Origin of the sequence: Streptomyces lunalinharesii (assembly GCF_039532155.1) — a bacterium.
In the GTDB taxonomy this organism is placed as follows: Bacteria; Actinomycetota; Actinomycetes; order Streptomycetales; family Streptomycetaceae; genus Streptomyces; species Streptomyces lunalinharesii.
Genome location: NZ_BAAARK010000021.1, coordinates 41038 through 67068, shown reverse-complemented (window position 1 = coordinate 67068; position 26031 = coordinate 41038). Strand labels below are relative to the sequence as shown.

The 26031-nt window shown below is 72.2% G+C and carries 18 protein-coding genes and 1 tRNA gene; 14 read left to right on the top strand and 5 right to left on the bottom strand.

Annotated elements, in window-relative coordinates:
• Positions 1 to 81: 81 nt before the first annotated feature.
• Positions 82 to 2547: a DEAD/DEAH box helicase gene (locus ABD385_RS27325; protein ID WP_344580979.1), complete on the bottom strand. Its 2466-nt coding sequence runs from the start codon at positions 2545 to 2547 to the stop codon at positions 82 to 84.
• Between the two features lie 79 nt (positions 2548 to 2626).
• Between ABD385_RS27325 and bldG the strand changes: the two genes are divergently transcribed.
• The 7 genes from bldG to ABD385_RS27290 all read left to right on the top strand — a co-directional run bounded on the left by bldG (position 2627) and on the right by ABD385_RS27290 (position 10063).
• Positions 2627 to 2968 carry an anti-sigma factor antagonist BldG gene (gene bldG, locus ABD385_RS27320; protein WP_004571875.1) on the top strand — a complete coding sequence of 114 codons (342 nt, stop codon included), beginning with the start codon at positions 2627 to 2629 and terminating at the stop codon, positions 2966 to 2968.
• A gap of 110 nt (positions 2969 to 3078) precedes the next feature.
• Positions 3079 to 3513, top strand: a complete 435-nt coding sequence (locus tag ABD385_RS27315; protein WP_344580977.1) for an ATP-binding protein — start codon at positions 3079 to 3081, stop codon at positions 3511 to 3513.
• 843 nt (positions 3514 to 4356) lie between these two features.
• Positions 4357 to 6765 (top strand): sodium-translocating pyrophosphatase, encoded by a 2409-nt coding sequence (locus tag ABD385_RS27310; RefSeq protein WP_344580975.1) that lies wholly within the window; start codon positions 4357 to 4359, stop codon positions 6763 to 6765.
• 216 nt (positions 6766 to 6981) lie between these two features.
• Positions 6982 to 7566: a small secreted protein gene (locus ABD385_RS27305; protein WP_344580973.1), complete on the top strand. Its 585-nt coding sequence runs from the start codon at positions 6982 to 6984 to the stop codon at positions 7564 to 7566.
• 129 nt (positions 7567 to 7695) lie between these two features.
• Positions 7696 to 9225: a DUF7059 domain-containing protein gene (locus tag ABD385_RS27300; protein WP_344580971.1), complete on the top strand. Its 1530-nt coding sequence runs from the start codon at positions 7696 to 7698 to the stop codon at positions 9223 to 9225.
• A gap of 77 nt (positions 9226 to 9302) precedes the next feature.
• On the top strand, positions 9303 to 9500 hold the full coding sequence (locus tag ABD385_RS27295; protein ID WP_344580969.1) for a hypothetical protein: 198 nt from the start codon (positions 9303 to 9305) through the stop codon (positions 9498 to 9500).
• A gap of 158 nt (positions 9501 to 9658) precedes the next feature.
• Entirely contained in the window at positions 9659 to 10063 is a 405-nt protein-coding gene (locus tag ABD385_RS27290) for a hypothetical protein (RefSeq protein ID WP_344580967.1), read from the top strand.
• A gap of 18 nt (positions 10064 to 10081) precedes the next feature.
• On the opposite strand, the gene ABD385_RS27285 is transcribed toward ABD385_RS27290, so the two are convergent.
• Both ABD385_RS27285 and ABD385_RS27280 read right to left on the bottom strand, forming a co-directional pair.
• Positions 10082 to 10600 (bottom strand): DUF2752 domain-containing protein, encoded by a 519-nt coding sequence (locus tag ABD385_RS27285; RefSeq protein WP_344580966.1) that lies wholly within the window; start codon positions 10598 to 10600, stop codon positions 10082 to 10084.
• Positions 10597 to 11184: a hypothetical protein gene (locus ABD385_RS27280; protein ID WP_344580965.1), complete on the bottom strand. Its 588-nt coding sequence runs from the start codon at positions 11182 to 11184 to the stop codon at positions 10597 to 10599. The genes ABD385_RS27285 and ABD385_RS27280 overlap by 4 nt, the downstream gene beginning before the upstream one ends.
• Positions 11185 to 11669: 485 nt before the next feature.
• Here ABD385_RS27280 and topA point away from each other — a divergent pair, with 485 nt between their 5' ends.
• The 5 genes from topA (at position 11670) to ABD385_RS27255 (ending at position 21637) form a co-directional block, all read left to right on the top strand.
• Positions 11670 to 14516: a type I DNA topoisomerase gene (topA, locus tag ABD385_RS27275; RefSeq protein ID WP_344580963.1), complete on the top strand. Its 2847-nt coding sequence runs from the start codon at positions 11670 to 11672 to the stop codon at positions 14514 to 14516.
• A 150-nt stretch (positions 14517 to 14666) separates the two neighbouring features.
• Positions 14667 to 17936 carry a dTMP kinase gene (gene tmk, locus ABD385_RS27270; RefSeq protein WP_344580961.1) on the top strand — a complete coding sequence of 1090 codons (3270 nt, stop codon included), beginning with the start codon at positions 14667 to 14669 and terminating at the stop codon, positions 17934 to 17936.
• A gap of 375 nt (positions 17937 to 18311) precedes the next feature.
• On the top strand, positions 18312 to 19565 hold the full coding sequence (locus tag ABD385_RS27265; protein WP_344580959.1) for a DNA polymerase III subunit delta': 1254 nt from the start codon (positions 18312 to 18314) through the stop codon (positions 19563 to 19565).
• A gap of 290 nt (positions 19566 to 19855) precedes the next feature.
• On the top strand, positions 19856 to 21460 hold the full coding sequence (locus ABD385_RS27260; protein WP_344580957.1) for an alpha/beta hydrolase: 1605 nt from the start codon (positions 19856 to 19858) through the stop codon (positions 21458 to 21460).
• A gap of 103 nt (positions 21461 to 21563) precedes the next feature.
• A tRNA-Thr gene (locus ABD385_RS27255) sits at positions 21564 to 21637 on the top strand.
• A gap of 141 nt (positions 21638 to 21778) precedes the next feature.
• Here ABD385_RS27255 and ABD385_RS27250 read toward each other — a convergent pair.
• Both ABD385_RS27250 and ABD385_RS27245 read right to left on the bottom strand, forming a co-directional pair.
• Positions 21779 to 23428 carry a tyrosine-type recombinase/integrase gene (locus tag ABD385_RS27250; RefSeq protein ID WP_344580955.1) on the bottom strand — a complete coding sequence of 550 codons (1650 nt, stop codon included), beginning with the start codon at positions 23426 to 23428 and terminating at the stop codon, positions 21779 to 21781.
• On the bottom strand, positions 23425 to 24111 hold the full coding sequence (locus ABD385_RS27245) for a helix-turn-helix domain-containing protein (RefSeq protein ID WP_344580952.1): 687 nt from the start codon (positions 24109 to 24111) through the stop codon (positions 23425 to 23427). The genes ABD385_RS27250 and ABD385_RS27245 overlap by 4 nt, the downstream gene beginning before the upstream one ends.
• A 95-nt stretch (positions 24112 to 24206) precedes the next feature.
• On the opposite strand from ABD385_RS27245, the gene ABD385_RS27240 reads away from it, so the two are divergent.
• Both ABD385_RS27240 and ABD385_RS27235 read left to right on the top strand, forming a co-directional pair.
• Positions 24207 to 24437, top strand: coding sequence for a hypothetical protein (locus ABD385_RS27240; RefSeq protein WP_344580950.1), 231 nt, complete (start codon positions 24207 to 24209; stop codon positions 24435 to 24437).
• A 233-nt stretch (positions 24438 to 24670) separates the two neighbouring features.
• A complete protein-coding gene (locus tag ABD385_RS27235; RefSeq protein WP_344580948.1) occupies positions 24671 to 25984 on the top strand; it encodes a DUF3631 domain-containing protein in 1314 nt (437 codons plus the stop codon).
• The last annotated feature ends 47 nt before the right edge of the window (positions 25985 to 26031 follow it).

Here is a 26031-nt window from a genome sequence, read left to right as displayed (position 1 = left end):
GGCGCCTGGCGAACGGGAACCGGGCGGGCGGGACCGGTCGGCGGCGCCGGGTGCCCGCGCCTCCTCGGCCGGTGCGCGACCCTAGCCGTCCTGCGGTGTGCCGGTCGGGTCGTCCGGTGCCCCGCGCAGCAGTTCCCCCAGCAGTCGGATGGCGCCCCGTTTGTGGAGCGGGTCGTTGCCGTTGCCGCACTTGGGGGACTGGATGCAGGAGGGGCAGCCGGCGTCGCACTCGCAGGCGGCGATGGCGCTGCGGGTGGCGGCGAGCCAGTCGGCGGCGGTGTGGAAGGCGCGTTCGGAGAAGCCCGCGCCGCCGGGGTGGCCGTCGTAGACGAAGACCGTGGGCAGCAGGGTGTCCGGGTGCAGGGGCACGGACACGCCGCCGATGTCCCAGCGGTCGCAGGTGGCGAAGAGCGGCAACATGCCGATGGAGGCATGCTCGGCGGCGTGCAGGGCACCGCCCAACTGCTCGGGGTTGACCCGGGCGGCGTCGAGCTGGTCCTCGGTGACCGTCCACCACACCGCGCGGGTGCGCAGCGTACGGGGCGGCAGGTCGAGCTTGGTCTCGCCCAGGACCTCACCGGTGATCAGTTTGCGCCGCAGGAAGGAGACGACCTGGTTGGTGACCTCCACGGAACCGAAGCACAGCCGGGCGTCCCCCCAGGGCACTTCGGTGTCGGTCTCCAGGATCGAGATCGCCGTGGTGTCGCGGGCCGTCGTGGAGTAGGGCGGATTGGCCGCCTCCACGAGCGCGACGTCGTCCGCCAGGTTCAGGTGCCGGACGAGATAGCTGCGGCCCTGGTGGAGGTGGACCGCCCCGTCGTGGACGGTGGTGTGCGCCGCCGCGGCGTCGACGGTGCCCAGCAGCCGCCCGGTACCGACCTCGACGACCTGGACGGGCGAGCCGCCCTGACCGCGGATGTCGGTGAGGTCGGCGGCCCGCTCGCGGCGCGTCCAGTACCAGGCGGCGGTCCGCCGACGCAGCAGGTTCGCGGCCTCCAGCTGGGGCAGCAGTCCGGCGGTCTCCGGTCCGAAGAGCGGGAAGTCGGCCTCGGTGAGCGGAAGTTCGGAGGCCGCCGCGCAGAGGTGCGGCGCGAGCACGTACGGGTTGTCCGGGTCGAGCACCGTCGACTCGACGGGCTGGTCGAACAGTGCCTCGGGGTGGTGCACCAGATAGGTGTCCAGCGGGTCGTCGCGGGCCACTAGGACGGCCAGCGCGCCCTGTCCGGCGCGGCCCGCCCGGCCGGCCTGCTGCCACAGGGAGGCACGGGTGCCGGGATAGCCCGCTATGACCACGGCGTCGAGGCCGGAGACGTCCACGCCCAGTTCCAGGGCGGTGGTGGCGGCCAGCCCGAGGAGCTGCCCGCCGTGCAGGGCGCGTTCGAGGGCCCGGCGCTCCTCCGGCAGGTAACCGCCCCGGTACGCGGCGATCCGCCCGGGCAGCGAGCGGTCCACCTCCGCCAACCGCTCCTGCGCGATCAGGGCGATCAGTTCGGCACCGCGCCGGGACCGGACGAAGGCGACCGTCCGCACGCCCTGGACGGCGAGGTCGGTGAGCAGGTCGGCGGTCTCCGCGGTCGCGGTGCGGCGGACCGGCGCGCCCTGTTCGCCGTGGAGTTCGGTCAGCGGCGGCTCCCAGAGGGCGAAGACCACCTCGCCGCGCGGCGAGGCGTCCTCGGTGATCTCGGCCACCGGCAGCCCGGTGAGCCGGGACGCCGCCTGGGCCGGCTCCGCGGCGGTGGCGGAGGCCAGCAGGAAGACCGGCTCCGCTCCGTAGCGGGCGCAGACCCGGCGCAGTCGGCGGATGACCTGGGCGACGTGGGAGCCGAAGACGCCGCGGTAGGCGTGGCATTCGTCGATGACGACGTAGCGCAGCGCGCGCAGGAAGGAGGACCAGCGGGCGTGGGCCGGGAGGATGCCGCGGTGCAGCATGTCCGGGTTGGTCAGCACGTAGTTGGCGTACTGGCGCACCCACTCGCGTTCCTCGACCGGGGTGTCACCGTCGTAGACGGCGGGCCGGACGGCCGTGCCGAGTGGGGCGGCCAGTTCGCGCACGGCCCGCCGCTGGTCGGCCGCCAGGGCCTTGGTGGGTGCCAGGTACAGGGCCGTGGCCCCCCGGCCGTTGGGCGCCTCGGAGCCGTCCAGGAGCGTGGAGAGCACCGGCGCCAGGTAGGCCAGCGACTTCCCGGAGGCGGTGCCGGTGGCGACCACGACCGATTCCCCGCGCAGTGCGTGTTCGGATGTGCGTGCCTGGTGGGCCCAGGGGCGATCGATTCCGGCCGAACGGATGGCACCGATCACTTCCGGCCGGATCCGTGCCGGCCAGTCGGCATGGGTGCCGATGCGCGGGGGCAAGTGCTCCGTATGAGTGATGCGCGCAGCGCGGGTCGCGCCCCGGGCCAGACGGTCGAGAATCATGCCTGGGGAAGTGCGCGCGCCCGGATCCGGCGGGAGTCGATTGGAGGCCATCGGCACCGAGTGTGTCACCGGTGTGACGGACAATGCTGACAAGGCGTCGTGCACGCCTGCTGGTAAGTGATTGAATGCCATGGCGGCTGCCGATCCGCCCCTACCTCGGTGGGGAGGCCCCAGGGGGGCGACCGCTCGATAGCAAGGTGCTGGAGGATCCGTGGACCTGTCCCTGTCGACCCGGACCGTTGGCGACCGTACGGTCGTCGAGGTCGGTGGCGAGATTGATGTATACACCGCGCCCAAGCTGCGTGAGCAGCTGGTCGAGCTTGTGAACGACGGAAGCTACCACCTCGTGGTGGACATGGAACGTGTCGACTTCCTGGACTCCACAGGGCTCGGCGTCCTGGTTGGCGGGCTCAAGCGGGTGCGTGCCCACGAGGGTTCGCTGCGCCTGGTCTGCAACCAGGAGCGCATTCTCAAGATCTTCCGTATCACCGGTCTGACCAAGGTGTTTCCGATCCACACCTCGGTCGACGAAGCCGTCGCAGCAACTGACTGACGGTTGGCCGGTCCCCCGCGCCGTGGGCGCGGGGGTGGAAGGAGTGGGGGGTACCGGACGCTTTCGTCCGGCCCCCCCGCGTTGCACGCCCGCATCACGAGGGGGATGGCATGGCCACCGTCGAACTGCGCTTCAGCGCCCTTCCCGAGCACGTCCGGACCGCGCGTCTGGTCGCGGCTGCCGTGGCACGGCGCGCGGGGGTGGACGAGGCCGTGCTGGACGAGGTGCGGCTCGCCGTCGGTGAGGCGTGCAGCCGGGCCGTGGGGCTGCACGAGAGCCACGGCATCACGGCGCCGGTGCGCGTGGTGCTGGTCGAGGACGAGAAGACGTTCTCGATCGAGGTGGGCGACGAGGTTCCCGGCTCCGGCGGGGCCGGCGCGGGCGGCGAGGCCGAGGGCGTCGGGGAGAACGACGCCGAGGGCGAGGACGAGATGGGCCTCGCGGTCATCAGCGGGCTGGTCGACGACGTCGAGGTGTCCGCCGGTGAGAACGGCGGGCGGATCAGGATGAGCTGGCCCGCGCACCCGGCACCCGTCCTGCCGTAGGGCGGTACGCGTACGCCGGCCGGGCGGAGGGCGCAGTGGTCGGTCCTCGTCCGTAGTGGGTGGCGAGCCCGTCGTCGTGCGGGTGTTTTCGGTTTTCGGGAGTCTCCCAGGGCGCCGTTCGTGTTTTTGAGCTGTGGCGTTCCTGCCTCAGCTGTTGTGTTCCCGCTTGGCCGCGGCGTTGAGCGTTCGCGTGCTCAGGGGTGTGTCCTGCTTCCGTGATGCCGGGTCCCCGTTTCCGGTGCGGTGTCCGAGTGCCGCCCGCGCGGGGTGGCCGGGTGCGCGGCGCGTCCGCGTGCGGTGAGCGCCGGGTGCCGGGCTTCGTGCGGCGGCGCGGGCCCCGTGGTGCTGATGACCGTGCGGGGCGGCGGTGCCCAGGTTCTCCGGTGGTTATGTGTCCCGGAGGCGAGCGGGCTCGTCCCGGGCGGTCGGCGGCGGGGTGGGTGACGTGATCCGGTCGGGATCTGACGGGCTGTCACTGCGGCCTGGAAGGTGCGGAAGGGGCCGGTGGGGCCTGCGTGGTGATTCCCGAGGGGCGGTCCGCGGCTCAATTCCCTCCGATTTCACGGTGGTCACGGTCGGAGCGAGCCGGTGTGCGGGGTCGTTGAGCAGCGGGATCAGTAGGAAATGGAGATCATCGGTCAGGAGTCAGCGAATTCCTGGGCTTCCTCCGTCCGGGCGAATTCGTTGAACCCTCTGCCTTTCGATCTTCGCGGGGATCAGGCGAATTCCCTTTGCGGCGCCCTGTTTTGATCAACCATGGCTCCCTACAATCCGTCAGCATCTTGCTCAGGACGCCTGAGCGTGCTTCCGCGCGCCCATGTGCCATAACGTCAAGGAGGACGAATGGCGGGGCCTTATACCCCTCAGTTGATGGACACCCCCACTTTTCTGGCCGCACCCTCACTCACCGCGGGCAACCGCGGCATCGTGCTGGTGATCGCCGTCGTCGCCCTCGCCGCCCTGGCGGTCGCGGCGGTGCTGGTGCGCCAGGTGCTCGCGGCCGGTGAGGGTACCGACAGTATGAAGAAGATCGCGGCGGCGGTGCAGGAGGGCGCAAACGCCTACCTGGCGCGGCAGTTGCGGACCCTCGGCGTATTCGCCGTCGTCGTGTTCTTCCTGCTCATGTTGCTGCCCGCGGAGAATTGGAGCCAGCGGGCCGGGCGCAGCGTCTTCTTCTTGATCGGTGCGGCATTCTCGGCGGCCACCGGCTATATCGGCATGTGGCTCGCGGTGCGCAGCAATGTGCGTGTGGCGGCTGCGGCTCGGGAAGCCACTCCGGACGAAGGCGCGACAGAGCAAAAGGATCTTACGGCGGTCGCGCACAAGGCGATGAAGATCGCTTTCCGCACCGGTGGCGTCGTCGGCATGTTCACCGTCGGCCTCGGGCTGCTCGGTGCGTCCTGCGTGGTGCTCGTGTACGCGGTGGACGCCCCCAAGGTGCTGGAGGGCTTCGGCCTCGGCGCCGCGCTGATCGCGATGTTCATGCGGGTCGGCGGCGGCATCTTCACCAAGGCCGCGGACGTCGGCGCCGACCTCGTCGGCAAGGTCGAGAAGGGCATCCCGGAGGACGACCCGCGCAACGCCGCCACCATCGCGGACAACGTCGGCGACAACGTCGGCGACTGCGCCGGCATGGCGGCCGACCTCTTCGAGTCGTACGCGGTGACGCTGGTCGCCGCGCTCATCCTGGGCACCGCGGCGTTCGGCGACGCCGGGCTCGCCTTCCCGCTGCTGGTGCCGGCGATCGGCGTGCTCACCGCGATGGTCGGGATCTTCGTGGTGGCGCCCCGGCGGCGGGACCGCAGCGGGATGACCGCCATCAACCGCGGCTTCTTCGTCTCCGCGGGCATCTCGCTGGTCCTGGTGGCCGCCGCGGTCTTCAGCTACCTGCCGTCGCGCTACCAGGACCTGAGCGGCGTGAACGACCCGGAGATCCTGGGGCGCAGCGGCGATCCGCGGATGCTCGCCCTGGTCGCGGTCGCCATCGGTATCGTGCTGGCCGCCCTGATCCAGCAGCTGACGGGCTACTTCACCGAGACCAACCGGCGGCCCGTCCGGGACATCGGCAAGACCTCGCTGACCGGCCCGGCCACCGTCGTCCTCTCGGGCATCTCGATCGGCCTGGAGTCGGCCGTCTACTCGGCGGTGCTGATCGGCCTGGCGGTCTACGGGGCGTTCCTGCTGGGCGGTGCCTCGATCACGTTGGCGCTGTTCGCGGTGGCACTGGCCGGGACCGGCCTGCTGACCACCGTCGGGGTGATCGTCGCGATGGACACCTTCGGTCCGGTCTCCGACAACGCGCAGGGCATCGCCGAGATGTCCGGTGACGTCACCGGGGACGGCGCGCAGGTGCTGACCGACCTGGACGCGGTGGGCAACACCACCAAGGCCATCACCAAGGGCATCGCCATCGCGACCGCGGTGCTCGCGGCCTCCGCGCTGTTCGGCTCGTACCGGGACGCGATCGCCAACGCCGTGCGGGACGTCGGCCACGCGGCCGGTGGGCTGGGCCTGAGCCTGGACATCTCGCAGCCCAACAACCTGGTGGGGCTGATCCTGGGGTCCTCGGTCGTCTTCCTGTTCTCCGGGCTGGCGATCAGCGCGGTGTCACGGTCGGCCGGAGCGGTGGTGTTCGAGGTGCGCCGGCAATTCCGCGAGCGGCCGGGGATCATGGACTACACCGAGAAGCCCGAATACGGGCGGGTGGTCGACATCTGCACCAAGGACGCGCTGCGCGAACTGGCCACGCCGGGGCTGCTGGCGGTGCTCACGCCCATCGCGGTCGGCTTCTCGCTCGGCGTCGGGGCGCTCGGTTCGTTCCTGGCCGGCGCGATCGGCACCGGCACGCTGATGGCCGTCTTCCTCGCCAACTCCGGTGGCGCGTGGGACAACGCCAAGAAGCTGGTCGAGGACGGCCACCACGGCGGCAAGGGCAGCGAGGCGCACGCCGCGACGGTCATCGGCGACACCGTCGGCGACCCGTTCAAGGACACTGCGGGCCCCGCGATCAACCCGCTGCTGAAGGTGATGAACCTCGTCGCGCTGCTGATCGCACCGGCCGTGGTGAAGTTCTCGTACGGCCAGGACAAGAGCCTCGGGGTGCGCGTCGCGGCCTCGGTGCTGGCGATCGGCGTCATCGTCGGCGCGGTCTACGTCGCCAAGCGGCGCGGAATCGCCGTGGGTGACGAAGACAACAACTCGGAGGATCCCGAAAACGTCGCCAAGTCGACCGAGACGGCCGTGGCGTCCTGACGGGAAGGGCCGCCCGACCGGCCCGCAGACCGCTCAACGGGCGGGTGTACGGCGCTTCTTGCACGCGCCGGACACCCGCCCGCGGCGTGCTCGGACGGCGCCGCGGTCCTTGGTGCAAATGGCTGCAATGCGGGCCGGGGCCGATGCCCGACCCATGGACCAGGCCGTTTGGACGTGTATGTTCCGGGGCCGAGAGCCATGGAAGGGACCAATCCGGTGAACAAGAAGCTCGTGGCTGCCCTGTCCGGCGGTGCTGCAGTCCTGCTCGCGCTGACCGGTTGCAGCAGCGACAACACTGACAAGCTCGACAACTGGGCGAAGTCGTTCTGCGACCCCGCGCAGGCTCCGTTCAAGCAGATCCAGGACGCCAACGCGGCCATGCAGACGGCCGACAGCGGCAACACGGACTCCAAGAAGGTCCAGCAGACCGATTCGGCGGCCTTCCAGAAGATCTCCGACGCGTACGCGCAGCTGGCCAAGTCCCTGGACAAGGCCGGGGCACCGCCGAGCGAGGGCGGGGACCAGGCGCAGAAGAACGCGGTCAAGGAACTCAACTCCCTCTCCGCGGGGTACCAGGACCTCAAGAAGCAGGTGGACGCCCTGGACACCGGCGACAAGTTGAAGTTCGCGGACGGGCTGCGCAAGCTCTCCGACGGGATCAACAAGCTCAACGCCAAGAGCGAGCAGGCCTTCAAGAAGCTGGAAGCCGGCGACGTGGGCAAGGCGATGGGCCGTCAGAAGGGCTGCCAGAACCAGGGCGGGTCCGGCGGGCCGTCCGCGGCGCCGTCCAAGAGCGCGTAGCGCGGGAGCCGGACCGCGGGGGCTCCCCCGGCCCGGTCACGGTCGCGGGCGACGGCCCGGCGACGCGCCCGAGACGGGCGTGGCGCCGGGCCGTCGCCGATTGTCGGTGGCAGGACCGACAATGGAGGGGTGACAACGCACCTCCCCACCGCAGATGCCCAGGACCCCGAGAGCAGCGCCCGCACCAGCCGGCTGCGCGAGGCGCTGCTGGCCGCCGCCTTCACCGCCGACGGGCTGCTGGAGCTGCTCGGCGCGCCCGCGTACGCCGCGCTGGCCCGCAGCGAGACCGTTCCCGCATTGCGCGCCACCCGGGGTGACGGGCCGTTGGAGACCCTGGTGCGGCTGTTCCTGCTGCAACGGTCGGTGCCCCGGGCGCAGGCGGCCGCGGTGCTGCCGGTGGCGGACTGCCTCGCCGACGGGTGGCTGGTGCCGGACGGCGACGCGGTGCGCGCCACGGTGGACGTGCGGCCGTACGGCGGCCCCGACGGGCAGGACTGGTGGGTCGTCTCCGACCTCGGCTGCGCGGTCGGCGGGGCGGGCGGCATCCGGGGCGCGGCGGGGGCGGACCGTGCCGAGCTGGTGCTCGGCGTCGGCGGGGCCTCCACGACGCTCGCCGGGATCACCGTGCGCCGCCCGGTCGCCACGGCACTCGACCTCGGCACGGGCTCCGGCATCCAGGCGCTGCACGCGGCGCAGCACGCCACCCGGGTCACCGCCACCGACCTCAACCCCCGCGCGCTGCGGATCACCGCACTGACGCTGGCGCTCTCCGGGGCCCGGCCGGCGGACCTGCGCGAGGGCTCGCTCTTCGCGCCGGCGGGCGAGGAGACCTACGACCTGATCGTCTCCAACCCGCCGTTCGTGATCTCGCCGGGCGCCCGGCTCACCTACCGGGACGGCGGGATGGGCGGCGACGACCTGTGCCGCACCCTGGTCCAGCAGGCCGCCGCGCACCTCAACGACGGCGGGTTCTGCCAGCTGCTGGCCAACTGGCAGCACGTCGAGGGCGAGGAGTGGCAGGACCGGCTGCGCTCGTGGGTGCCGCGCGGCTGCGACGCCTGGATCGTCCAGCGCGAGGTGCAGGACGTCGCCCAGTACGCCGAGCTGTGGCTGCGCGACGGCGGCGACCACCGCGTTGGCGAGGAGGAGTACGCGGCGCGGTACGACGCCTGGCTCGACGAGTTCGAGGCGCACAAGACCAAGGCCGTCGGCTTCGGCTGGATCACGCTGCGCAAGTCCGGTGCCGCGGACCCGTCCGTCACGGTCGAGGAGTGGCCGCACCCGGTCGAACAGCCCCTGGGCGAGGCGGTGCTGCGCCATTTCGACCGGCAGGACTACCTGCGGGCCACCGACGACGCGGCGCTGCTGGCGGGGCACTTCCGGTTGGCCGACGAGGTGGTGCAGGAGCAGGTCGGGCTGCCCGGTGCGGAGGACCCGGAGCACGTGGTGCTGCGGCAGAACCGCGGCATGCGCCGGGCCACGAAGGTGGACACCGTCGGCGCCGGCTTCGCGGGCGTCTGCGACGGGTCGCTGCCCGCCGGGCGGATCCTGGACGCCATCGCGCAGCTCGTCGGCGAGGACCCGGTGCTGCTCCGGGACCGTACACCGGCCGCGATCCGGATGCTGGTCGAGCAGGGCTTCCTGGAACCGGTCGGCTGAGGCGTCCGGCGGGCGGCGGCGGGCGTCGTTCACGCGGCGTTCGTCCCGCTGCCGTACGGGGCTGTCAGGCTGCCGGCATGGACAGTGGGCCGGAGGCATTCGCGGGCGCGTCGTTCGCGCTGTTCGGTGGCGGGTTGCTGCTGTGGGCGGCGCTCTGCGTACGGACCGGGCAGCCGGTGGCGGTGGGGTACGGCCGGGTGGCCGGGACGGTGACGGCGCTGCTGGCCGGGGCGGGGTTCCTGGCGGTGGGGTGCCGGCTGCTGGGTGCGTGGTGAGGGGACAACGGCCCTGACGGGCAGGGACGTTCAGTTCCGGCCAGGTTCGGAGAATTCGGCGGTTTCGGTCGCGGAAGGGGAACCTCCGGTCGCAGCGGCCCGTATTCCTCAAAGAAGGTCAACCACCAGCTCATTGGCCCATCAGTGAGGAATCCGACATGAACCGTGCACTTCGCTACGCCGGTGTCGCCGCGGCCACCGTCGCCCTGCTCGCCGGCGGCTCGGCCGTCGCCTTCGCCGCGCAGGACGTCGTCCACACGCCCGCCCCGGTCGTGGCCACCGCGCCCGCGACCGCGACGCTGACCGCCAAGACCAGCGCCACCACGGTCAAGGCCTGGCAGGAATTCCGGATCACCGGCGCCGCCAAGGGCATCAAGGCGGGCACCAAGGTGACGGTGCAGCAGAAGCAGGGCAAGAAGTGGGTGTCGCTGCCGGCCCAGGCGCCGGTCAATGCCAACGGCAGCTACGCGATACGCGTCAAGCTCGGCATCAAGGGCGTCAACGAGCTGCGGATCGCGTCGGGGAGCACCCTCTCCCCGGTCGTGCAGGTCACCGTCCGCTGACGTCCGGCCCGTCGGCCGTCAGCCGATGAGGTTGCGGGCGACCATCCACACCGCGGCGGTGCCGAGCACCACGGCATTGCCGCGGGCGGTCAGCTTCAGGGGGAGGTGCCGCCCGCGCACCCCGGCGACCAGCCAGCGCACCAGGACGTAGGCGAGGGCGGGCACGCCGAGGACGAGCAGGGCGGCGTTGTCGTGGAAGGCCGTGGCGACGTCGCCGTGCATCAGGTCGTACGCCATCCGCGTCCCGCCGCAGAACGGGCAGAGCAGCCCCGTCAGCAGGCGGAACGGGCAGGGGAGCAGCAGCTGGCCGGGCTGGTGCGGGTCGGTGTGCCAGAGGTAGCCGGCGCCCAGCGCGGCGACGCCGAGCGCGAGCGACGCCCGGCGCAGGGTGCGCCGGCGGACGGCCGCGGGGTCGGCGGCGGCCCCGGCGTGCGGCTCCACGAACCCGCCGGACGGCACGGGTCCCCCCGGCGGCACGGGGCCGCCGGGGGACGTCGGGTCGGCGGGCCCGGGCCCCAGGGGCTCGTCGGGGTTCACACGCTCAGCGACCTGGCGTACTGGACCTGGTTGAGGACGAACATGACCTGCTCGCGGGACTGCACGGGGATCATCGTGGCGTGGTGCCGGCCCTGGCTGTTCACCGTGACCTGGACGAAGCCGGTCGTGGTGCGCTCCTTCATCAGGAGGAAGAGCAGCCCCAGCAGGCAGAAGAAGAAAAAGACGATGGCGAGGACGACCGCGTGCGTGGGGATCTTCTCCTCCGTGCGCGACATGTCGGTGGCCGTCCAGACCGCGCCCCGCAGCGGCATCGAACCGGCCGGGGTCATGATCGTGTCGCCGCTGACCGCGATGTCGCCGAGCGACAGCGCCATGCCGCCGACCGGCGGTTGCTGACCCGGGAAGCCACCGGGCGGAGGCGGCGGCGGGGTGCCGGGCGGGAAACCGGGCGCGGGCGGCGGGCCGGCCTGCGGATAGCCGTAACCGGACGCGCCGGAGCCGCCGGCCTGCGGATAGCCGTAGCCCGCCCCGGCGGGCGACCCGCCCTCGGGAGCGGCGTAGGGGTTCTGGCCGGGCTGGCCCGGCGGCTGTTCCGGAGGTGGTCCGGGGTACTGGTGCGCCATGGGTGTGGTTCCCCCCGAGGGATCGTGATGACGGCGGCAGCCGGCCGCCCGCGGGCCGTGCCGCTTCCATCCTGCCAGCCCGCTCACCCGCCGTATCACGGTGATGACGCCAACGGGAGCGACTTCGCGGGCGCCGTCCGGCCCCGTGGCCGACGACGGCCGAACGGCGGGACGCACCGGGTGGTCACGCAGCGGAATCAGGGCCAGGCAGGAGCGGGTGACCGGCCGTCCGCGGGGGCCGCGGGGCCCACCGCGGGCCGTGATCCACGGGCCGCTGCCGGAGGGCCGTGGGGGAGGGGTCGGAGCGGTCGGGGCGGCACGAAGGCATGTAGTCGGGTTACCGTTCGAGTGGCGTTGCGGGGTTTTTCCGTTTGACACGGGGGCGGGAGGTACCGTCACACTCCGCAGCGTCAAGCGTCACCGCAGTGCGCCCCGGGCGTCCGGCCCGGGAGGATCCCCAGCGTCGACCGGAGAGAAGAGCGAAGTTGTCCCCGACCAGCGAGACCGCAGAGGGCGGCGGCCGCCGACTCGTCATCGTGGAGTCGCCTGCCAAGGCGAAGACGATCAAGGGCTACCTCGGCCCCGGCTACGTGGTCGAGGCCAGCGTCGGGCACATCCGCGACCTCCCCAACGGCGCGGCCGAGGTCCCGGCGAAGTACAAGGGCGAGCCCTGGGCCCGCCTCGGCGTGAACGTCGACGCCGACTTCCAGCCGATCTACGTCGTGAACAGCGACAAGAAGGACCAGGTCAAGAAGCTCAAGGCGCTGCTGGCCGAGTCCGACGAACTCTTCCTCGCCACCGATGAGGACCGCGAGGGCGAGGCCATCGCGTGGCACCTCCAGGAGATCCTCAAGCCGAAGGTCCCGGTCCACCGGATGGTCTTCCACGAGATCACCAAGGACGCCATCCGCGAGGCCGTCGCCAACCCCCGCGACCTCAACCAGAAGCTGGTCGACGCCCAGGAGACCCGCCGGATCCTCGACCGCCTCTACGGCTACGAGGTCTCCCCGGTGCTGTGGAAGAAGGTCATGCCGCGGCTGTCCGCCGGCCGGGTGCAGTCGGTGGCGACCCGGCTCGTCGTCGAGCGGGAGCGCGAGCGCATCGCCTTCCGCTCCGCCGAGTACTGGGACCTGACCGGCACCTTCTCCACCGGGCGGGCCGGCGACGCCAGCGACCCCTCGACGCTGACCGCCCGCCTGAACAGCGTCGACGGCCGCCGCGTCGCGCAGGGCCGCGACTTCGGCCCCAACGGGCAGCTCAAGAACAACGACGTGCTCCACCTGGACGAGGCGAACGCGCGGTCGCTGGCCGCCGCCCTGGCGGACACCGCGTTCGCGGTCCGCTCGGTCGAGTCCAAGCCCTACCGCCGCTCGCCGTACGCGCCGTTCCGCACCACCACCCTCCAGCAGGAGGCCAGCCGCAAGCTCGGCTTCGGCGCCAAGGCCACCATGCAGGTCGCGCAGAAGCTGTACGAGAACGGCTTCATCACCTACATGCGTACGGACTCCACCACGCTCTCGGACACCGCCGTCGCCGCGGCCCGGGCGCAGGTGACGCAGCTGTACGGCGCCGCGTACCTGCCGGACAAGCCGCGCACGTACGCCGGCAAGGTCAAGAACGCGCAGGAGGCGCACGAGGCGATCCGCCCCTCCGGCGACCGCTTCCGCACGCCCGCCGAGACCGGGCTGACCGGCGACCAGTTCCGGCTGTACGAGCTCATCTGGAAGCGGACCGTCGCCTCCCAGATGAAGGACGCGACCGGCAACTCCGTCACCGTCAAGATCGCCGGACAGGCCGCGGACGGCCGGAACGCCGAGTTCAGCGCGTCCGGCAAGACCATCACCTTCCACGGCTTCCTCAAGGCGTACGTGGAGGGTGCCGACGACCCGAACGCCGAACTGGACGACCGCGAGCGGCGGCTGCCGCAGGTCGCCGAGGGCGACGCGCTGGCCGCCCAGCAGATCACCGCCGACGGCCACGCCACCAAGCCGCCCGCCCGCTACACCGAGGCCACCCTGGTCAAGGAGCTGGAGGAGCGGGAGATCGGCCGCCCGTCGACGTACGCGTCGATCATCGGCACGATCCTGGACCGCGGCTACGTCTTCAAGAAGGGCACCGCGCTCGTCCCGTCGTTCCTCTCCTTCGCCGTGGTCAACCTCCTGGAGAAGCACTTCGGCCGGCTGGTCGACTACGACTTCACCGCCAAGATGGAGGACGACCTCGACCGCATCGCCCGCGGTGAGGCGCAGGCCGTGCCGTGGCTGCGGCGCTTCTACTTCGGCGAGGCCACCGGTGCCGGCGAGAGCGGCGCCGCGGACGCCGGGAACGGCGACGGCGACCACCTCGGCGGCCTGAAGGAACTGGTCACCGACCTCGGCGCGATCGACGCCCGGGAGATCTCGTCGTTCCCGGTGGGCAGCGGCATCACCCTGCGGGTCGGCCGCTACGGCCCCTACGTCGAGCGCGGCGAGAAGGACGAGGAGAGCCACCAGCGGGCCGACGTCCCCGAAGACCTGGCGCCCGACGAGCTGACCGTGGGCTACGCCGAGGAGCTGCTGGCCAAGCCGAGCGGCGACTACGAGCTGGGCATGGACCCGCAGTCCGGGCACCAGATCGTGGCGAAGGACGGCCGCTACGGCCCGTACGTCACCGAGGTGCTGCCCGAGGGCACCCCGAAGACCGGCAAGAACGCGGTCAAGCCGCGCACCGCCTCGCTCTTCAAGTCGATGTCCCTGGACACCGTGACGCTTGAGGACGCGCTGAAGCTGATGTCGCTGCCGCGCGTCGTCGGCGCCGACGCCGAGGGCGTGGAGATCACCGCGCAGAACGGCCGCTACGGGCCGTACCTCAAGAAGGGCACCGACTCGCGCTCCCTGGAGCGGGAGGAGCAGCTCTTCACGATCACCCTCGACGAGGCGCTGGTGATCTACGCACAGCCCAAGCAGCGCGGCCGGGCCGCCGCCAAGCCGCCGCTGAAGGAGCTGGGCACCGACCCGGTCAGCGGCAAGCCGGTGGTGGTCAAGGACGGCCGGTTCGGCGCGTACGTCACCGACGGCGAGACCAACGCGACGCTGCGGCGGGACGACGACGTCGAGACGATCACGCCCGAGCGCGGCTATGAGCTGCTGGCGGAGAAGCGGGCCAAGGGGCCGGCGAAGAAGACCACCGCGAAGAAGGCGCCGGCCAAGAAGGCGGCCGCCAAGAAGACCGCGGCGAAGAAGACCACCGCGAAGAAGACGGCGGCCAAGAAGACGACCGCCAAGAAGACCACGGCGAAGAAGACCGCGGCCACGGCGGCGGCCAAGAAGACCGCCGCGTCGGCCGAGGAGTAGCAGCACGGCCCGCGCCGGCCCGATCCGGCGCGGGAGGAGGGCGGGCCGGCGGACACCTTTCCGCCGGCCCGCCCTTTCGCGCCCCGGTGCATCCGCCCGTTTGTTCGGGTGGGCGCCCGGTGGAGTGTCCCGTCCCGATAGGCTGGCGGGATGACGCGTGCCGAGCAGCCAACGGTCGTGACCCCCACCGCAGACGCCCTCGCAGCCGACTCCCGCGAGCGCGCCGTGCGCGCCCTGCTCCGCTTCCCCCCACTGAAGCGGTTGTGGAGCGCCCAGTTCGTCGGGGGTGTCGGCGATGCCCTGTCCTTGCTGGTCCTGGTACTCCTCGCCCTCCAAGCGGCGTTGTACGTACCGCTGGGGGGCCAGGCCGTGTTCGGCGGTGGCTATCGGGGCGCCGCCCTCGCGGTCACCGCGGTCTTCGGCGTGCGGATGCTGGCGACCCTCCTCTTCGGGGCGGTCCTCTTGGGGCCGCTGTCCGCACTGACGGCGCCGGACGGGCCGCTGGACCGCCGCTGGACGATGATCGCCGCGGACGGGCTGCGGCTCGCGCTGCTGGTCATCGCCCCCTTGTGGATCGACTGGACGCCCGGCAACGCCCTGGCCTGGCTGCTGGTGACGGTCTTCGTCACCGGCGTCGCCGAGCGCTTCTGGACCGTCGCCCGGGAGAGCACCGCGCCCGCCCTGCTGCCGGCCCCGCCCCCGGAGGGCGCCGCGATCCGGCCGCTGCCCGACAACATGGACGCGCTGCGCCGGCTCTTCCTGCGCACCGGTTTCGTCGCGCTGCCGATCGCGGCCGCCGCACTGGTGCTCTGCGCGCTCGTCGGGAAGCTGCTGGGCACCGGGGTGGAGTGGTTCCACCTCCACCAGGCGGCGCTCGGCTCGTACGTCGCGGCCGGCCTGTTCGCCGCGTCCATCTCGATCCTCTACTTCATCGAGCTGCCCGGTGGGCAGACGCCGCGGCCGCGCTCCCCACTGGAGGGCCTGCGCCGCCCGAAGACCACCTCGGCCTCGGCCACGGCCAAGAACGGCACCGCCCCCGAGAAGGGCCGCACCGGCGCCATCCCGCTGCTGGTGCTGGCCTGCGCCGCAGTGGCCGCCGCGCTCGCCGCGGCCGCCTCGCTCAGCGTCCTGCACGCCGTGGACCTGGGCGCCGGGCCGGCCACCTACGGCCTGCTGGTGCTCGCCCTGACCGGCGGCACCGCCCTCGGCGTCCGCGGCGCCCAGAAGGTGCTGCCCGGCTTCTCCCGGCGCCGGCTGCTCGCCCTGGCGGTCGCCGCCACCGGCCTGCTGCTGCTCGCCATGGGGCTGGTGCCGGACACCACCACGGTGCTGCTGCTCGCGCTGCTGGCCGGGCTCAGCGCCGGCGTCGCCGCCAACACCGGCCACGTCCTGCTGGACCAGGAGACCGAGGAGTCCCGCACCGCCCGGACCACCGAGCACCTCCAGGCCGTGGTGCGGCTGGCCATCGGGCTGGCCGCCATCGTCGCGCCCCTGCTGGCCGGGCTGATCGGCCCGCACCAGGTGGGCAGCGGCGCCTTCGTCCTGGCGCACGGCGGGGCCGCGTACACCCTGATGCTGGTCGGCGCGCTGCTGCTGCCGGTCGCCGCCTGGGTGCTGGGCAAGACCGACGACCGGCAGGGCGTCCCGCTCCGGCACGACCTGCGGGAGGCGGTCAGCGGCGGCGACCCGGCGCAGGCCACCGCGGCCACCGGTTTCTTCCTCGCCCTGGAGGGCGGCGACGGGGCCGGCAAGTCCACCCAGGTCGAGGCGCTGGCGGAGTGGATCCGCAGCAAGGGCCACGAGGTCGTGGTGACCCGCGAGCCGGGCGCCACCGCCATCGGCAAGCGGCTGCGGTCGATCATCCTGGACGTGTCCACCTCGGGGCTCTCCGACCGGGCCGAGGCGCTGATGTTCGCGGCGGACCGTGCCGATCACGTCGACAGCGTCGTGCGGCCCGCGCTGGAGCGCGGCGCCGTGGTCATCACCGACCGCTACATCGACTCGTCGGTGGCCTACCAGGGCGCCGGCCGCAACCTCGCGCCCACCGAGATCGCCCGGATCAACCGCTGGGCGACCGGCGGCCTGGTCCCGCACCTGACCGTCCTGTTGGACATCGCCCCGGACGCGGCCCGCGAGCGCTTCACCGAGGCCCCGGACCGCATGGAGTCCGAGCCCGCCGAGTTCCACGAGCGGGTCCGGACCGGCTTCCTCACCCTGGCCGCCGCCGACCCCGCCCGCTATCTGGTCGTCGACGCCGGCCAGGAGCCGGAGGCCGTCACCACCGTCCTCAGGCACCGGCTCGACCAGGTGCTCCCGCTGTCCGAGGCCGAGGTCAAGGCCCGCGAAGAGGCCCGCAAGGCGGCCGAGGAGGAGGCCCGCCGCAAGGCCGAGGAAGAGGCCGCGCGCAAGGCCGAGGAGGAGCGCCGGGAACGGGAGCGCGAGGAGCAGCTCGCCAAGCTGCGCGCCGAGGAGGAGGAGCGCAAGCGGCAGGAGGCCGAGGAGGCCAAGGCCCAGGAGGCCGCCCGGCAGGCCGAGGAGGCCCGCAAGCGCGCCGAGGAGGCCCGCCAGGCGGCGGAGGAGGAGCGTCGCCGCCGCGAGGCGGAGGAGCAGGCCCGCCTGGCCGAGCAGGAGCGGCTGCGCAAGCAGCACGAGGAGGAGGCGCGGCTGCGCCGGGAGGCCGAGGAGCGCCGCCTGGAGAAGCAGCGCAAGGCCGAGGAGGCGCTGCTGCGCGCCGAGCAGGCCCGGGTCGCGGCCGCCGCCGCGGCTGCCGCGGCGGCGGAGAAGGCCGAGGCGAAGGTTGCCGAGGCGGCGGAGGCGCCGACCGCGGAGACCGACGTGACGCAGCTGCGGAAGCGGATGGCGGAGGAGGACGGCCCCTCGGACGCCGCCTCCGGGAGCGGCTCCGACTCCGCCGCTCCCTCCGCCGCTCCCTCCGCCGCTCCCTCCGGCGCCGAGCGGGACGCCGAGCGGACGGCGGCGCTGCCCCGCCCCGAGCCGCGCGACGCGCACGGTCCGGCGGACGAGACGGCGGTCCTGCCGTCCGTAAGGGACGACGCCCACGACGCCCACCGGACGGGCGGCGCGGACTCCGAGGAGACCGCCGTACTGCCGTCGTTCCGCCAGGACGCCCCGGCGGACCGGGTGCCGCCGTGGATGTTCGCCCGGGAGAACGGCACGGACGCGGAGCACGGTGCGGCCGACGGCGGCGCCGAGCGGACCCGTGAACTCCCGCAGGTCGACCCCGAGACGGGCCGCCCGGCCCAGCCCCCGCGAAGCGGTCGCCCCCGCCCCGAGTGGGCGGAGGAGACGCCGTTGGACGACCTGCCGACCCTCGCCGACGAACTCCTCGGGCCGCACGCGGACGAGGACGCCGACCGGGGCCCGGGCGGGAACGGCCGCCGCCGGGGCCGGCGCGGCTGACGCCACCCGGACCGGGGCACAGCACCGGCACGCACGGCCGTGGCCGCAGCCCTCGCGCTGCGGCCACGGCCGTTCCCGCCCGGGGCGTCGCCCGCGCGGGCGACGCCCCGGGCGGGCGGGATTGTCAGCGGGTTGCACCACAATGGGGAGGGCGCGGGTCGACGCGGCCGCGTCCGGGCGGGCGGGGCACGCCGACCGGTCGGCGCGGCACCTGCGGGCACCCGGCCACGGTCGTACGCCGCGGTCCGGGACCGGCCGCGGGGCCGTGCGGTCGTCGCCGCGCGCCGTGCGGTGACACGAGCAGCACCCGCGGCGAGGGCGCGCCCCAGGGCACCCCTCCCGCACCACAGGCGAGCGGACAGGACGGCAGCAGCGATGGCGGTATGGGACGACGTGGTCGGCCAGGACCGGGTGACGGAGCAGCTCGCCGCGGCCGCACGCGATGCGGACGCCCTCGTGGCGGCCGAGCGCGCCGGTCAGCGGTCGACGGCCGGCGACGCACCGCAGGAGGCCGGCGCACCGGAGCGCAGCAGCGCCTCCCAGATGACGCACGCCTGGCTGTTCACCGGCCCGCCCGGGGCCGGCCGGGCCAGCGCCGCCCGGGCGTTCGCGGCCGCCCTGCAGTGCGTCAGCCCGGACCGCGCCCTCGGGGGCGCCCCCGGCTGCGGCTTCTGCGACGGCTGCCACACCACGCTGGTCGGCACCCACGCCGACGTCGAGATCGTCCGCACCGACCTGCTCTCCATCGGCGTCAAGGAGACCCGTGAACTGGTCCGCCGGGCCTCGCTCTCGCCGGCCGGCGGCCGCTGGCAGGTGATCGTCCTGGAGGACGCCGACCGCCTCACCGAGGGCGCCGGCAACGTCCTGCTCAAGGCCGTCGAGGAGCCCGCCCCCCGTACGGTCTGGCTGCTGTGCGCCCCCTCCATCGAGGACGTCCTGCCCACCATCCGCTCGCGCTGCCGCCACCTGACGCTGCGCACGCCCCCGGTCGGGGCGGTCGCCGAGATCCTCGTCCGGCGCGACGGCATCGACCCGCAGACGGCCGACCGCGCCGCCCGCGCCACCCAGGGCCACATCGACCGGGCCCGCCGGCTCGCCACCGACGAGCGGGCCCGGTCCCGGCGGGCGGCCGTCCTGAAGCTCCCCCTGCGCATCGACGACATCGGCGGCTGCCTGAAGGCCGCCCAGGAGCTGATCGACGCCGCCGGAGAGGACGCCAAGCAGGTCGCGGAGGAGGTCGACGTCAAGGAGACCGAGGAGCTGCGCGCGGCCCTGGGCGCCGCGGCCGGCACCGGCGGACGGTTGCCCCGGGGCACCGCGGGCGCCATGAAGGAACTCCAGGACCGGCAGAAGCGCCGCTCGACCCGGACCCAGCGCGACAGCCTCGACCTTGCCCTGGTCGACCTCATCGGCTTCTACCGCGACGTGCTCGCCGTCCAGATGGGGGCCGCCGTCCCCCTCGCCAACGACGAGGTCGGCGACAGCCTCCGACGCATCGCCGCCGCCTCCACGGCCGAGGGCACCCTGCGCCGCATAGAAGCGGTGATCGCCTGCCGGGAAGCCCTCGGGCGCAACGTCGCACCCCTGCTCGCCGTCGAGGCCATGACGGTCGCGCTCCGAGCCGGCTGACCAGCGCACCGTCCGCCACCGCCGCCGACCGTCGCGCACACATCGTTCATCTATGGATACGCTCCGTAGGTGGCTGCCGTAGTCGGGACCGAGACACCGGGGCCCCGGGCACCGGGCCCGGCCCCGTAACCGCACCCCACCCGCCCCGGCACCCACCCCACCAAGGAGCCCCGCCAAGAAGCCCCCAAGCAGCCCGGCCAAGGAACCCCCGAGGAGCCGCCGCCACCAGGAACGCCCCGCAGGCCACCACCGGGAACACCCCTACCGGGGATCGACACCAAGGGACCGCCATGCCGTCCAGCCGCCCGTTCCGCTCCACCACCGCCGCCGCGACCGCTGCCGCCGCGGCCCTCGCCCTGCTGATCTCCGGCTGCTCGTCGGGGACGTCGTCCCCGGGTGACGCCGGTTCCCCGGGCCGTTCGACGGAGGCCGGCGCCGACCGCCCGGCGGCCGCCGTCGCCCCGCTCCAGCCGCTGCCCACGGCCATCCCGGCCAACCTCCGGCCGTACTACGACCAGAAGCTGAGCTGGCACGACTGCGGCGTGGCGGGCTTCCAGTGCGCGACGATGAAGGCCCCCCTGGACTACGCCAAGCCCGACCCGGCCACCGACCTGAAGCTGGCGGTGGCCCGCAAGGGGGCCACCGGCCCCGGGCAGCGGCTCGGTTCGCTGCTGGTCAATCCGGGCGGCCCCGGCGGTTCGGCGATCGACTACCTCCAGCAGTACGCGCCGCAGCCGGCCGCGGTCCGGGCGCGGTACGACATGGTCGCCATGGACCCGCGCGGGGTGGCCCGCAGCGACCCGATCGAATGCCTCACCGACCGTCAGATGGACCGCTTCACCCAGACCGACACCACCCCCGACGACCCCGCCGAGATCAACACGCTCGTCGCCGCCTACCGCGACTTCGCCAAAGGCTGCGAGGCCCGCTCCGGCAAGCTGCTGCCGCACGTCTCCACCATCGAGGCGGCCCGCGACATGGACGTGCTGCGCGCCATCCTGGGCGACAAGAAGCTGACGTACGTGGGCGCCTCCTACGGCACCTTCCTCGGCGCGACCTACGCCGGCCTGTTCCCGACCCGTTCCGGTCGCCTGGTCCTCGACGGCGCGATGGACCCGATGCTGGACTCCCGCGCCATCAACGTCGACCAGACCGCCGGCTTCAACACCGCCTTCACGGCGTTCGCCACGGACTGCGTGAAGAAGAAGGACTGCCCGCTCGGCACCCAGAACGCCCAGGACGCCGGCCGACGGCTCTCCGCACTTTTCAAAAAGCTGGACTCCCACCCGGTGGAGACCGGCCAGGAGCGCAAGCTCACCGAGTCCCTCGCGACCACGGGCGTGATCGCCGCGATGTACGACCAGGGCGCCTGGCCCATGCTGCGCGAGGCCATCGCCCAGGCCCAGTCAGGCAGCGGCCGCGAACTGCTCGCACTGTCCGACAGCTACTACGAGCGCGACGCCTCGGGCCACTACGCCAACCAGATGTTCGCCAACCCGGCCGTCAACTGCCTGGACCTCCCCGGCGCCTTCACCGGCCCGAACCAGGTGGAAGCCGCGCTGCCCGCCTTCCGCAAGGCCTCCCCGGTCTTCGGCGACAACTTCGCCTGGTCGGCGCTGAACTGCGCGTACTGGCCGGTCAAGGCATCCGGCACGGTCCACCGCATCGAGGCCAAGGGCGCCGACCCGATCGTGGTCGTCGGCACCACCCGCGACCCGGCCACCCCGTACACCTGGGCCAAGGGCCTGGCCGCCCAGCTCTCCAGCGCCACCCTGCTGACCTACGTCGGCGACGGCCACACCGCCTACGGCCGGGGCAGCGACTGCATCGACACCGCCATCAACACCTACCTCCTGGAAGGCACCCCACCCGCCAAGGGCAAACGCTGCACGTGACCCGCCCCACACCCGCCCCACACCCGCCCCACCCCCCACCGGACCCCGCATCAACCGAGTACAGAGCACCCCCCGCTCCTGTGTAGACTGGGCCGCGCAACACGCCGCCTTAGCTCAGTTGGCCAGAGCAACGCACTCGTAATGCGTAGGTCTCGGGTTCGAATCCCGAAGGCGGCTCAGTTGAAACCCCAGGTCACATTGCCCGTGACCTGGGGTTTTGTGCTGCTCGGGGCATGGCGGGGCGCACGGCCGGGGTGCCGCGGGATGGCTTGCGTGAGCGATGCGTGAGCGGAGCAGTCTGGTGGCCTACTTCTTGGGCTACTTCCGCCTGGCCTTCTCGCCGCTCTTCTTCTCGGACTTGGCATCGGGGTTCGCCTTGTCCCTCGGCTTGCTTCCGCCCTTGCCGTTCTTCTTGGCCTTGGCCTTCTTGGCGGCCTTCGCGGCCTTGCGGGCGGCCTTCTCTTCCTCGGCCTTGCGCTGGAGGGGGACCAGCTTGGCGGTCGCCTCGGCGGCGTTCTTGCCGACGTGGGGCAGGACGCTCTGGTAAATGTCCCGGGTGATCCGGGTGTCACTGTGCCCGAGGGTGTCCGACACGATCTTGATGTCGATGTCGGCGGCCAGCATGAGGGTGGCCGCGCCATGGCGCAGGTCGTGCAGCCGAATCGGCGGGAGGCTGGAGGCGGCGACGAGACGCTCGAAGAGGTCGGTCACCTTGCCGGGGTGGAGCCAAGAGCCGTCCTCCTGGGTGAAGACATGACCGGTCTCCACCCAGGCTGAGCCCCACTCCTCGCGGTCCGCATCCTGCCGTTCTCGGTGCCGCTTGAGGACGTTGACGGTGTCGTTATCGAGCGCGACCACGCGAAAGCCGCTGTCGGTCTTGGGGTCCGAGGTCTCCACCTCCCAGCCGTCCTGCACGAGTTGCGAGGAGACCGTGAGTGAGTGGGTGTCGAGATTGGTCTCAGACCACGGCTGCCCGCACGCCTCGCCCCGTCGCAGGCCGCGGAAGGCGATCAGGTGCCACATCGCGTACAGCCGGTCCTCGGCGACGAAGTCGAGGAAGGCGCCGGTCTGTTTGGGTGTCCAGACCATCACGGGCGACGGCTTCTCGCCCGTCTGCTGCCACTTGGCGACCCGCTCGTCCGTCCACACGAGCGCCTTCGGCTTGCGCACGGGGTCGAGTTCGACGTGGGCGGCCGGGTTGAAGGTGAGGATCTGCTGGCTGATGGCGTCGTTCAGTGAAGCCCGCAGCGTGGCTTTGACGCGCAGACGCGTGGCAGGCCCGGTAACGCGGCAGAAGGGCGGCATCGCGTCGATCGCGGCCTTCATCGCCTTGCGACGGGCGCGGTGCTCCGCGCCCTTCCACGGCACGGTCGCCAATTCCTCGACCACCGCACGCCGTTGGGCGTTCTGCTCCAGGATCTCGGCGTTGGCGTCGGCTATGGCCGTGAACATGTCGCTGAGGTGGCTCACACGCAGCCGGTCGAGGCGTCGGTTCCCGATGTGCGGCTTGAGGTGTACGCGGATGTCGGTCTCGTAGCGGTTCAGGCCGGACTTCCGGATCCGCTTGCCCTCTAGCCACCGGTCGAGCCATTCGCTCACCGTCAGGCTGCCGATGAGGTCCTGGCCGGCGTTGAGGCGCCGCCTCGTCTCCTCGACATCCGGCAGTGAAGCCTTCTCCCTGCTGACTTCCGACAGCATGGCGGCAATCAGCTCCGTGCCTTCGGGGTCGTCCGACTCGACGAGGCCCAGAAGCGCGCGTATGTGGTCGAGGTCGGCCTGGGCCGCCTTGAGGCTGGTGTACCCGCCGCGCGCGAAGGACCGTCGGCTGCTGTCCTCACGGGGCGGTAGCTCCTGCCGTATGGAGTACGTGCAGTGGTTCCTGCTGTTGCGCTTGGGGCAGGAGGTGCCGAGTTCCTTGCCGGTCTTCGGGTCGCGGCAGGAACAGCGGCGGTAGGTGGAGCCCTTCAAAATTCATTCTCCTCGGTGGTGTTGGGGGTTTCGGGTGTGTCGAGGTCGGCGAGTTCGGGTGGGAGGGTTGGTGGTGTGCCGCCGTCTTCGCGGATGAAGGCGCGGGCGCTGCGGAGCCGCTCTTTGGCATGGGCGGCGCGCTCGGCGTATTCCTCATGGGCGAGCAGGGCCTCTTCGCGCTCGGTGGGGTTGGCTGCTTTCTCGAATCTCCACCGTTCGTGCTTCTCGCCTGCGATAGCGGCGATGGCGGCCCGCTGGTGGCTGGCGTGCGCGCGGTAGTTGCGGAGCATCTCGGCCTCCATGCCGAAGTCGTCCGGCCTGTCGCCGGTGAACCAGTGCATGGCCTCCCAGGTCGGCTCGGAGTGCCGGAGCGGCAGCCGTTGGACCTCCTCCACGTAGCCGAGCGGGTAGAGCAGGCAGATCGGGTACGTGTGCAGGGCTTTGGCCAGGACCATGACCTCGACCAGGGGGAGGGTGGCGCGGCGGCCGGACTCCATGTTGGCGATGACGTTGCGGGGGATCGGGTAGCCGATCTCCTCGCAGGCGTCGGCCAGGTCCTGCGCGCTCATGCCCAGCTCCTTCCTCCGGCGGCGGACCTCGCCGGCCACGGTGGCCATCACCTGATCCGCCCACTCAGGGACGTCGTCCTCGTCGTATCCAGGATGCAAACGGCGCTGTGTCATGACAACACAGTAGCTCTGGTCACAGTAGATCTCACGCCTGGAGACGGACGTGAACGCCACGTTCGCCGACGGCTGTAGCCATGGAGTGACGCCGCATGCGCGACAACGAGATCACCGGCCGGACGAAGGGCATGAGCCGGGAGGAGCTGGTGGCCCTCCCGGCCGCCGTTGACCTGGAGACCGGTAACCGAGCGCTGGGGCTGGGACGGAGTAAGGGCTACGAGCTGGCGAAGCGTGGCCAGTACCCGTGCAAGGTGCTGCGGCTGGGTAACGCCTACCGGGTGGTGACCGCGGACCTGCTGGCCTTGCTGAGCCTGGCGGCATGACCGCGGCTGCGCGTAGCAAATGCTTCTGCGCTGAGCTGACACAGAAGCGCTGGACTGTGGACAGGTGCGGACGTACTGTCCGTGGTCCCTCGCGATGCCCGAGCGCCCGCGAGAGGAGGGAGAGCCTCCGGCGGTGCGACGCCGGAGGCCCGATAACTCCCCAGCAATCCGATGCGAACCGACCCGGCGGCAAGGGCGTGCGAGCCCGCCACCGCCAGACGAGGAGCTGCCCTGTGCAACCCGAGACCCCCGAGTCCTATTCCGCCGCCGCCAAGGCGATCTGGCCCGCAGCCGCTATCCCCGGCCAGCCTGGCGCTCACCTGCGCGCCGCGCAGGCTGACGACGCCGATCCAGACCTGACCGGTGATGCGGTCACCCGCAGTACCGATGAGGTGGATACGCCTAGCGGGCCGGAGGAGATACCCGATGCCGAGCCGACGTACGGCTCGGAGCTGCTGGACGAACTGCGTGCGCAGATAGCCCAGTTCGTGATCCCGCCCTCGCCGGCGGCGCTGGACGCGATCGTCTTGTGGGTGGTGGCGACGCATCTGCAGCCCGCGTGGCAGCACGCCCCGCGCTTGGCGGTGGTCGGGCCCGCGAAACGGTGCGGTAAGTCGCGGCTCCTGGACGTGCTGACCGAGACGGTCCACGACCCGATGCTGACCATCAACACCACGCCTGCGGCGGTTTATCGGTCGATCACCGAGGAAGCGCCGCCCACGCTCCTGGTGGACGAGGCGGACACGATCTTCGGTACGCCGAAAATGGCGGAGAAGAACGAGGAGATGCGTGGCCTGCTCAACGCCGGTCACCAGCGCAACCGTTACGTCACCCGCGTCGTCGGCAACGACCACACCCCGCGCCGGTTCGCCACCTTCGCCATGGCGGCGATCGCAGGGATCGGTGACCTGCCCGACACGATCATGGACCGGGCGGTGGTGATCCGCATGCGGCGCCGGGCCGAGGGCGAGAAGGTCAAGCCCTTCCGCTCTCGCCGCGACATCCCGGCCCTGCACGAACTGCGCGACCGCATCGCCGCGTGGGCCAAGCCGCTGCTGGACGAGACCGCGGAGTTGGAGCCGGAGATGCCGGTCGAGGACCGCGCGGCGGACACCTGGGAACCACTGGTCATCGTCGCCGATCTGGCAGGTGGTCGCTGGCCCCGCTTGGCGCGGATGGCGTGCGCACGGATGGTCGCTGCCGAAGCGGCAGCTGAGGAGGATCACCCCAGCGGGGCGCGGATCCTCGCCGACATCCGCCGGGTGTTCGTCGCTCAGCGCGAGGTGGACAGCCTGTCCACCGACGAACTCCTCCACCACCTGCGTCAGGACCCCGAAAGCCCCTGGGCGGAGTGGGGGCGAGCCGGGCTGACCTCCCGTGAACTGGGCAGGATGCTGCGCGATTTCGGCATCACGTCCGGAAACGTACGCCTTGCCGACCGGACCCAGCGCAAGGGCTACATGCGTAACAAGTTCCTCGACGCATGGCGGCGCTACTGCCCCACCGTCCACCCCGTCGACGCCGACCCCGCCCCCGGCGAGGGCTGAGCGCCCCACCCTGGTTGCCGTCCGTGCCGTCCCTGCCGTGATCTCGC

Coding starts and splice junctions, on each gene's coding strand:
- ABD385_RS27325 (WP_344580979.1), bottom strand. CDS start 2,547: ATGGCATTCAATCACTTACCAGCAGGCGTGCACGACGCCTTGTCAGCA.
- ABD385_RS27315 (WP_344580977.1), top strand. CDS start 3,079: ATGGCCACCGTCGAACTGCGCTTCAGCGCCCTTCCCGAGCACGTCCGG.
- ABD385_RS27310 (WP_344580975.1), top strand. CDS start 4,357: ATGGCGGGGCCTTATACCCCTCAGTTGATGGACACCCCCACTTTTCTG.
- ABD385_RS27295 (WP_344580969.1), top strand. CDS start 9,303: ATGGACAGTGGGCCGGAGGCATTCGCGGGCGCGTCGTTCGCGCTGTTC.
- ABD385_RS27290 (WP_344580967.1), top strand. CDS start 9,659: ATGAACCGTGCACTTCGCTACGCCGGTGTCGCCGCGGCCACCGTCGCC.
- ABD385_RS27280 (WP_344580965.1), bottom strand. CDS start 11,184: ATGGCGCACCAGTACCCCGGACCACCTCCGGAACAGCCGCCGGGCCAG.
- tmk (WP_344580961.1), top strand. CDS start 14,667: ATGACGCGTGCCGAGCAGCCAACGGTCGTGACCCCCACCGCAGACGCC.
- ABD385_RS27265 (WP_344580959.1), top strand. CDS start 18,312: ATGGCGGTATGGGACGACGTGGTCGGCCAGGACCGGGTGACGGAGCAG.
- ABD385_RS27260 (WP_344580957.1), top strand. CDS start 19,856: ATGCCGTCCAGCCGCCCGTTCCGCTCCACCACCGCCGCCGCGACCGCT.
- ABD385_RS27245 (WP_344580952.1), bottom strand. CDS start 24,111: ATGACACAGCGCCGTTTGCATCCTGGATACGACGAGGACGACGTCCCT.
- ABD385_RS27240 (WP_344580950.1), top strand. CDS start 24,207: ATGCGCGACAACGAGATCACCGGCCGGACGAAGGGCATGAGCCGGGAG.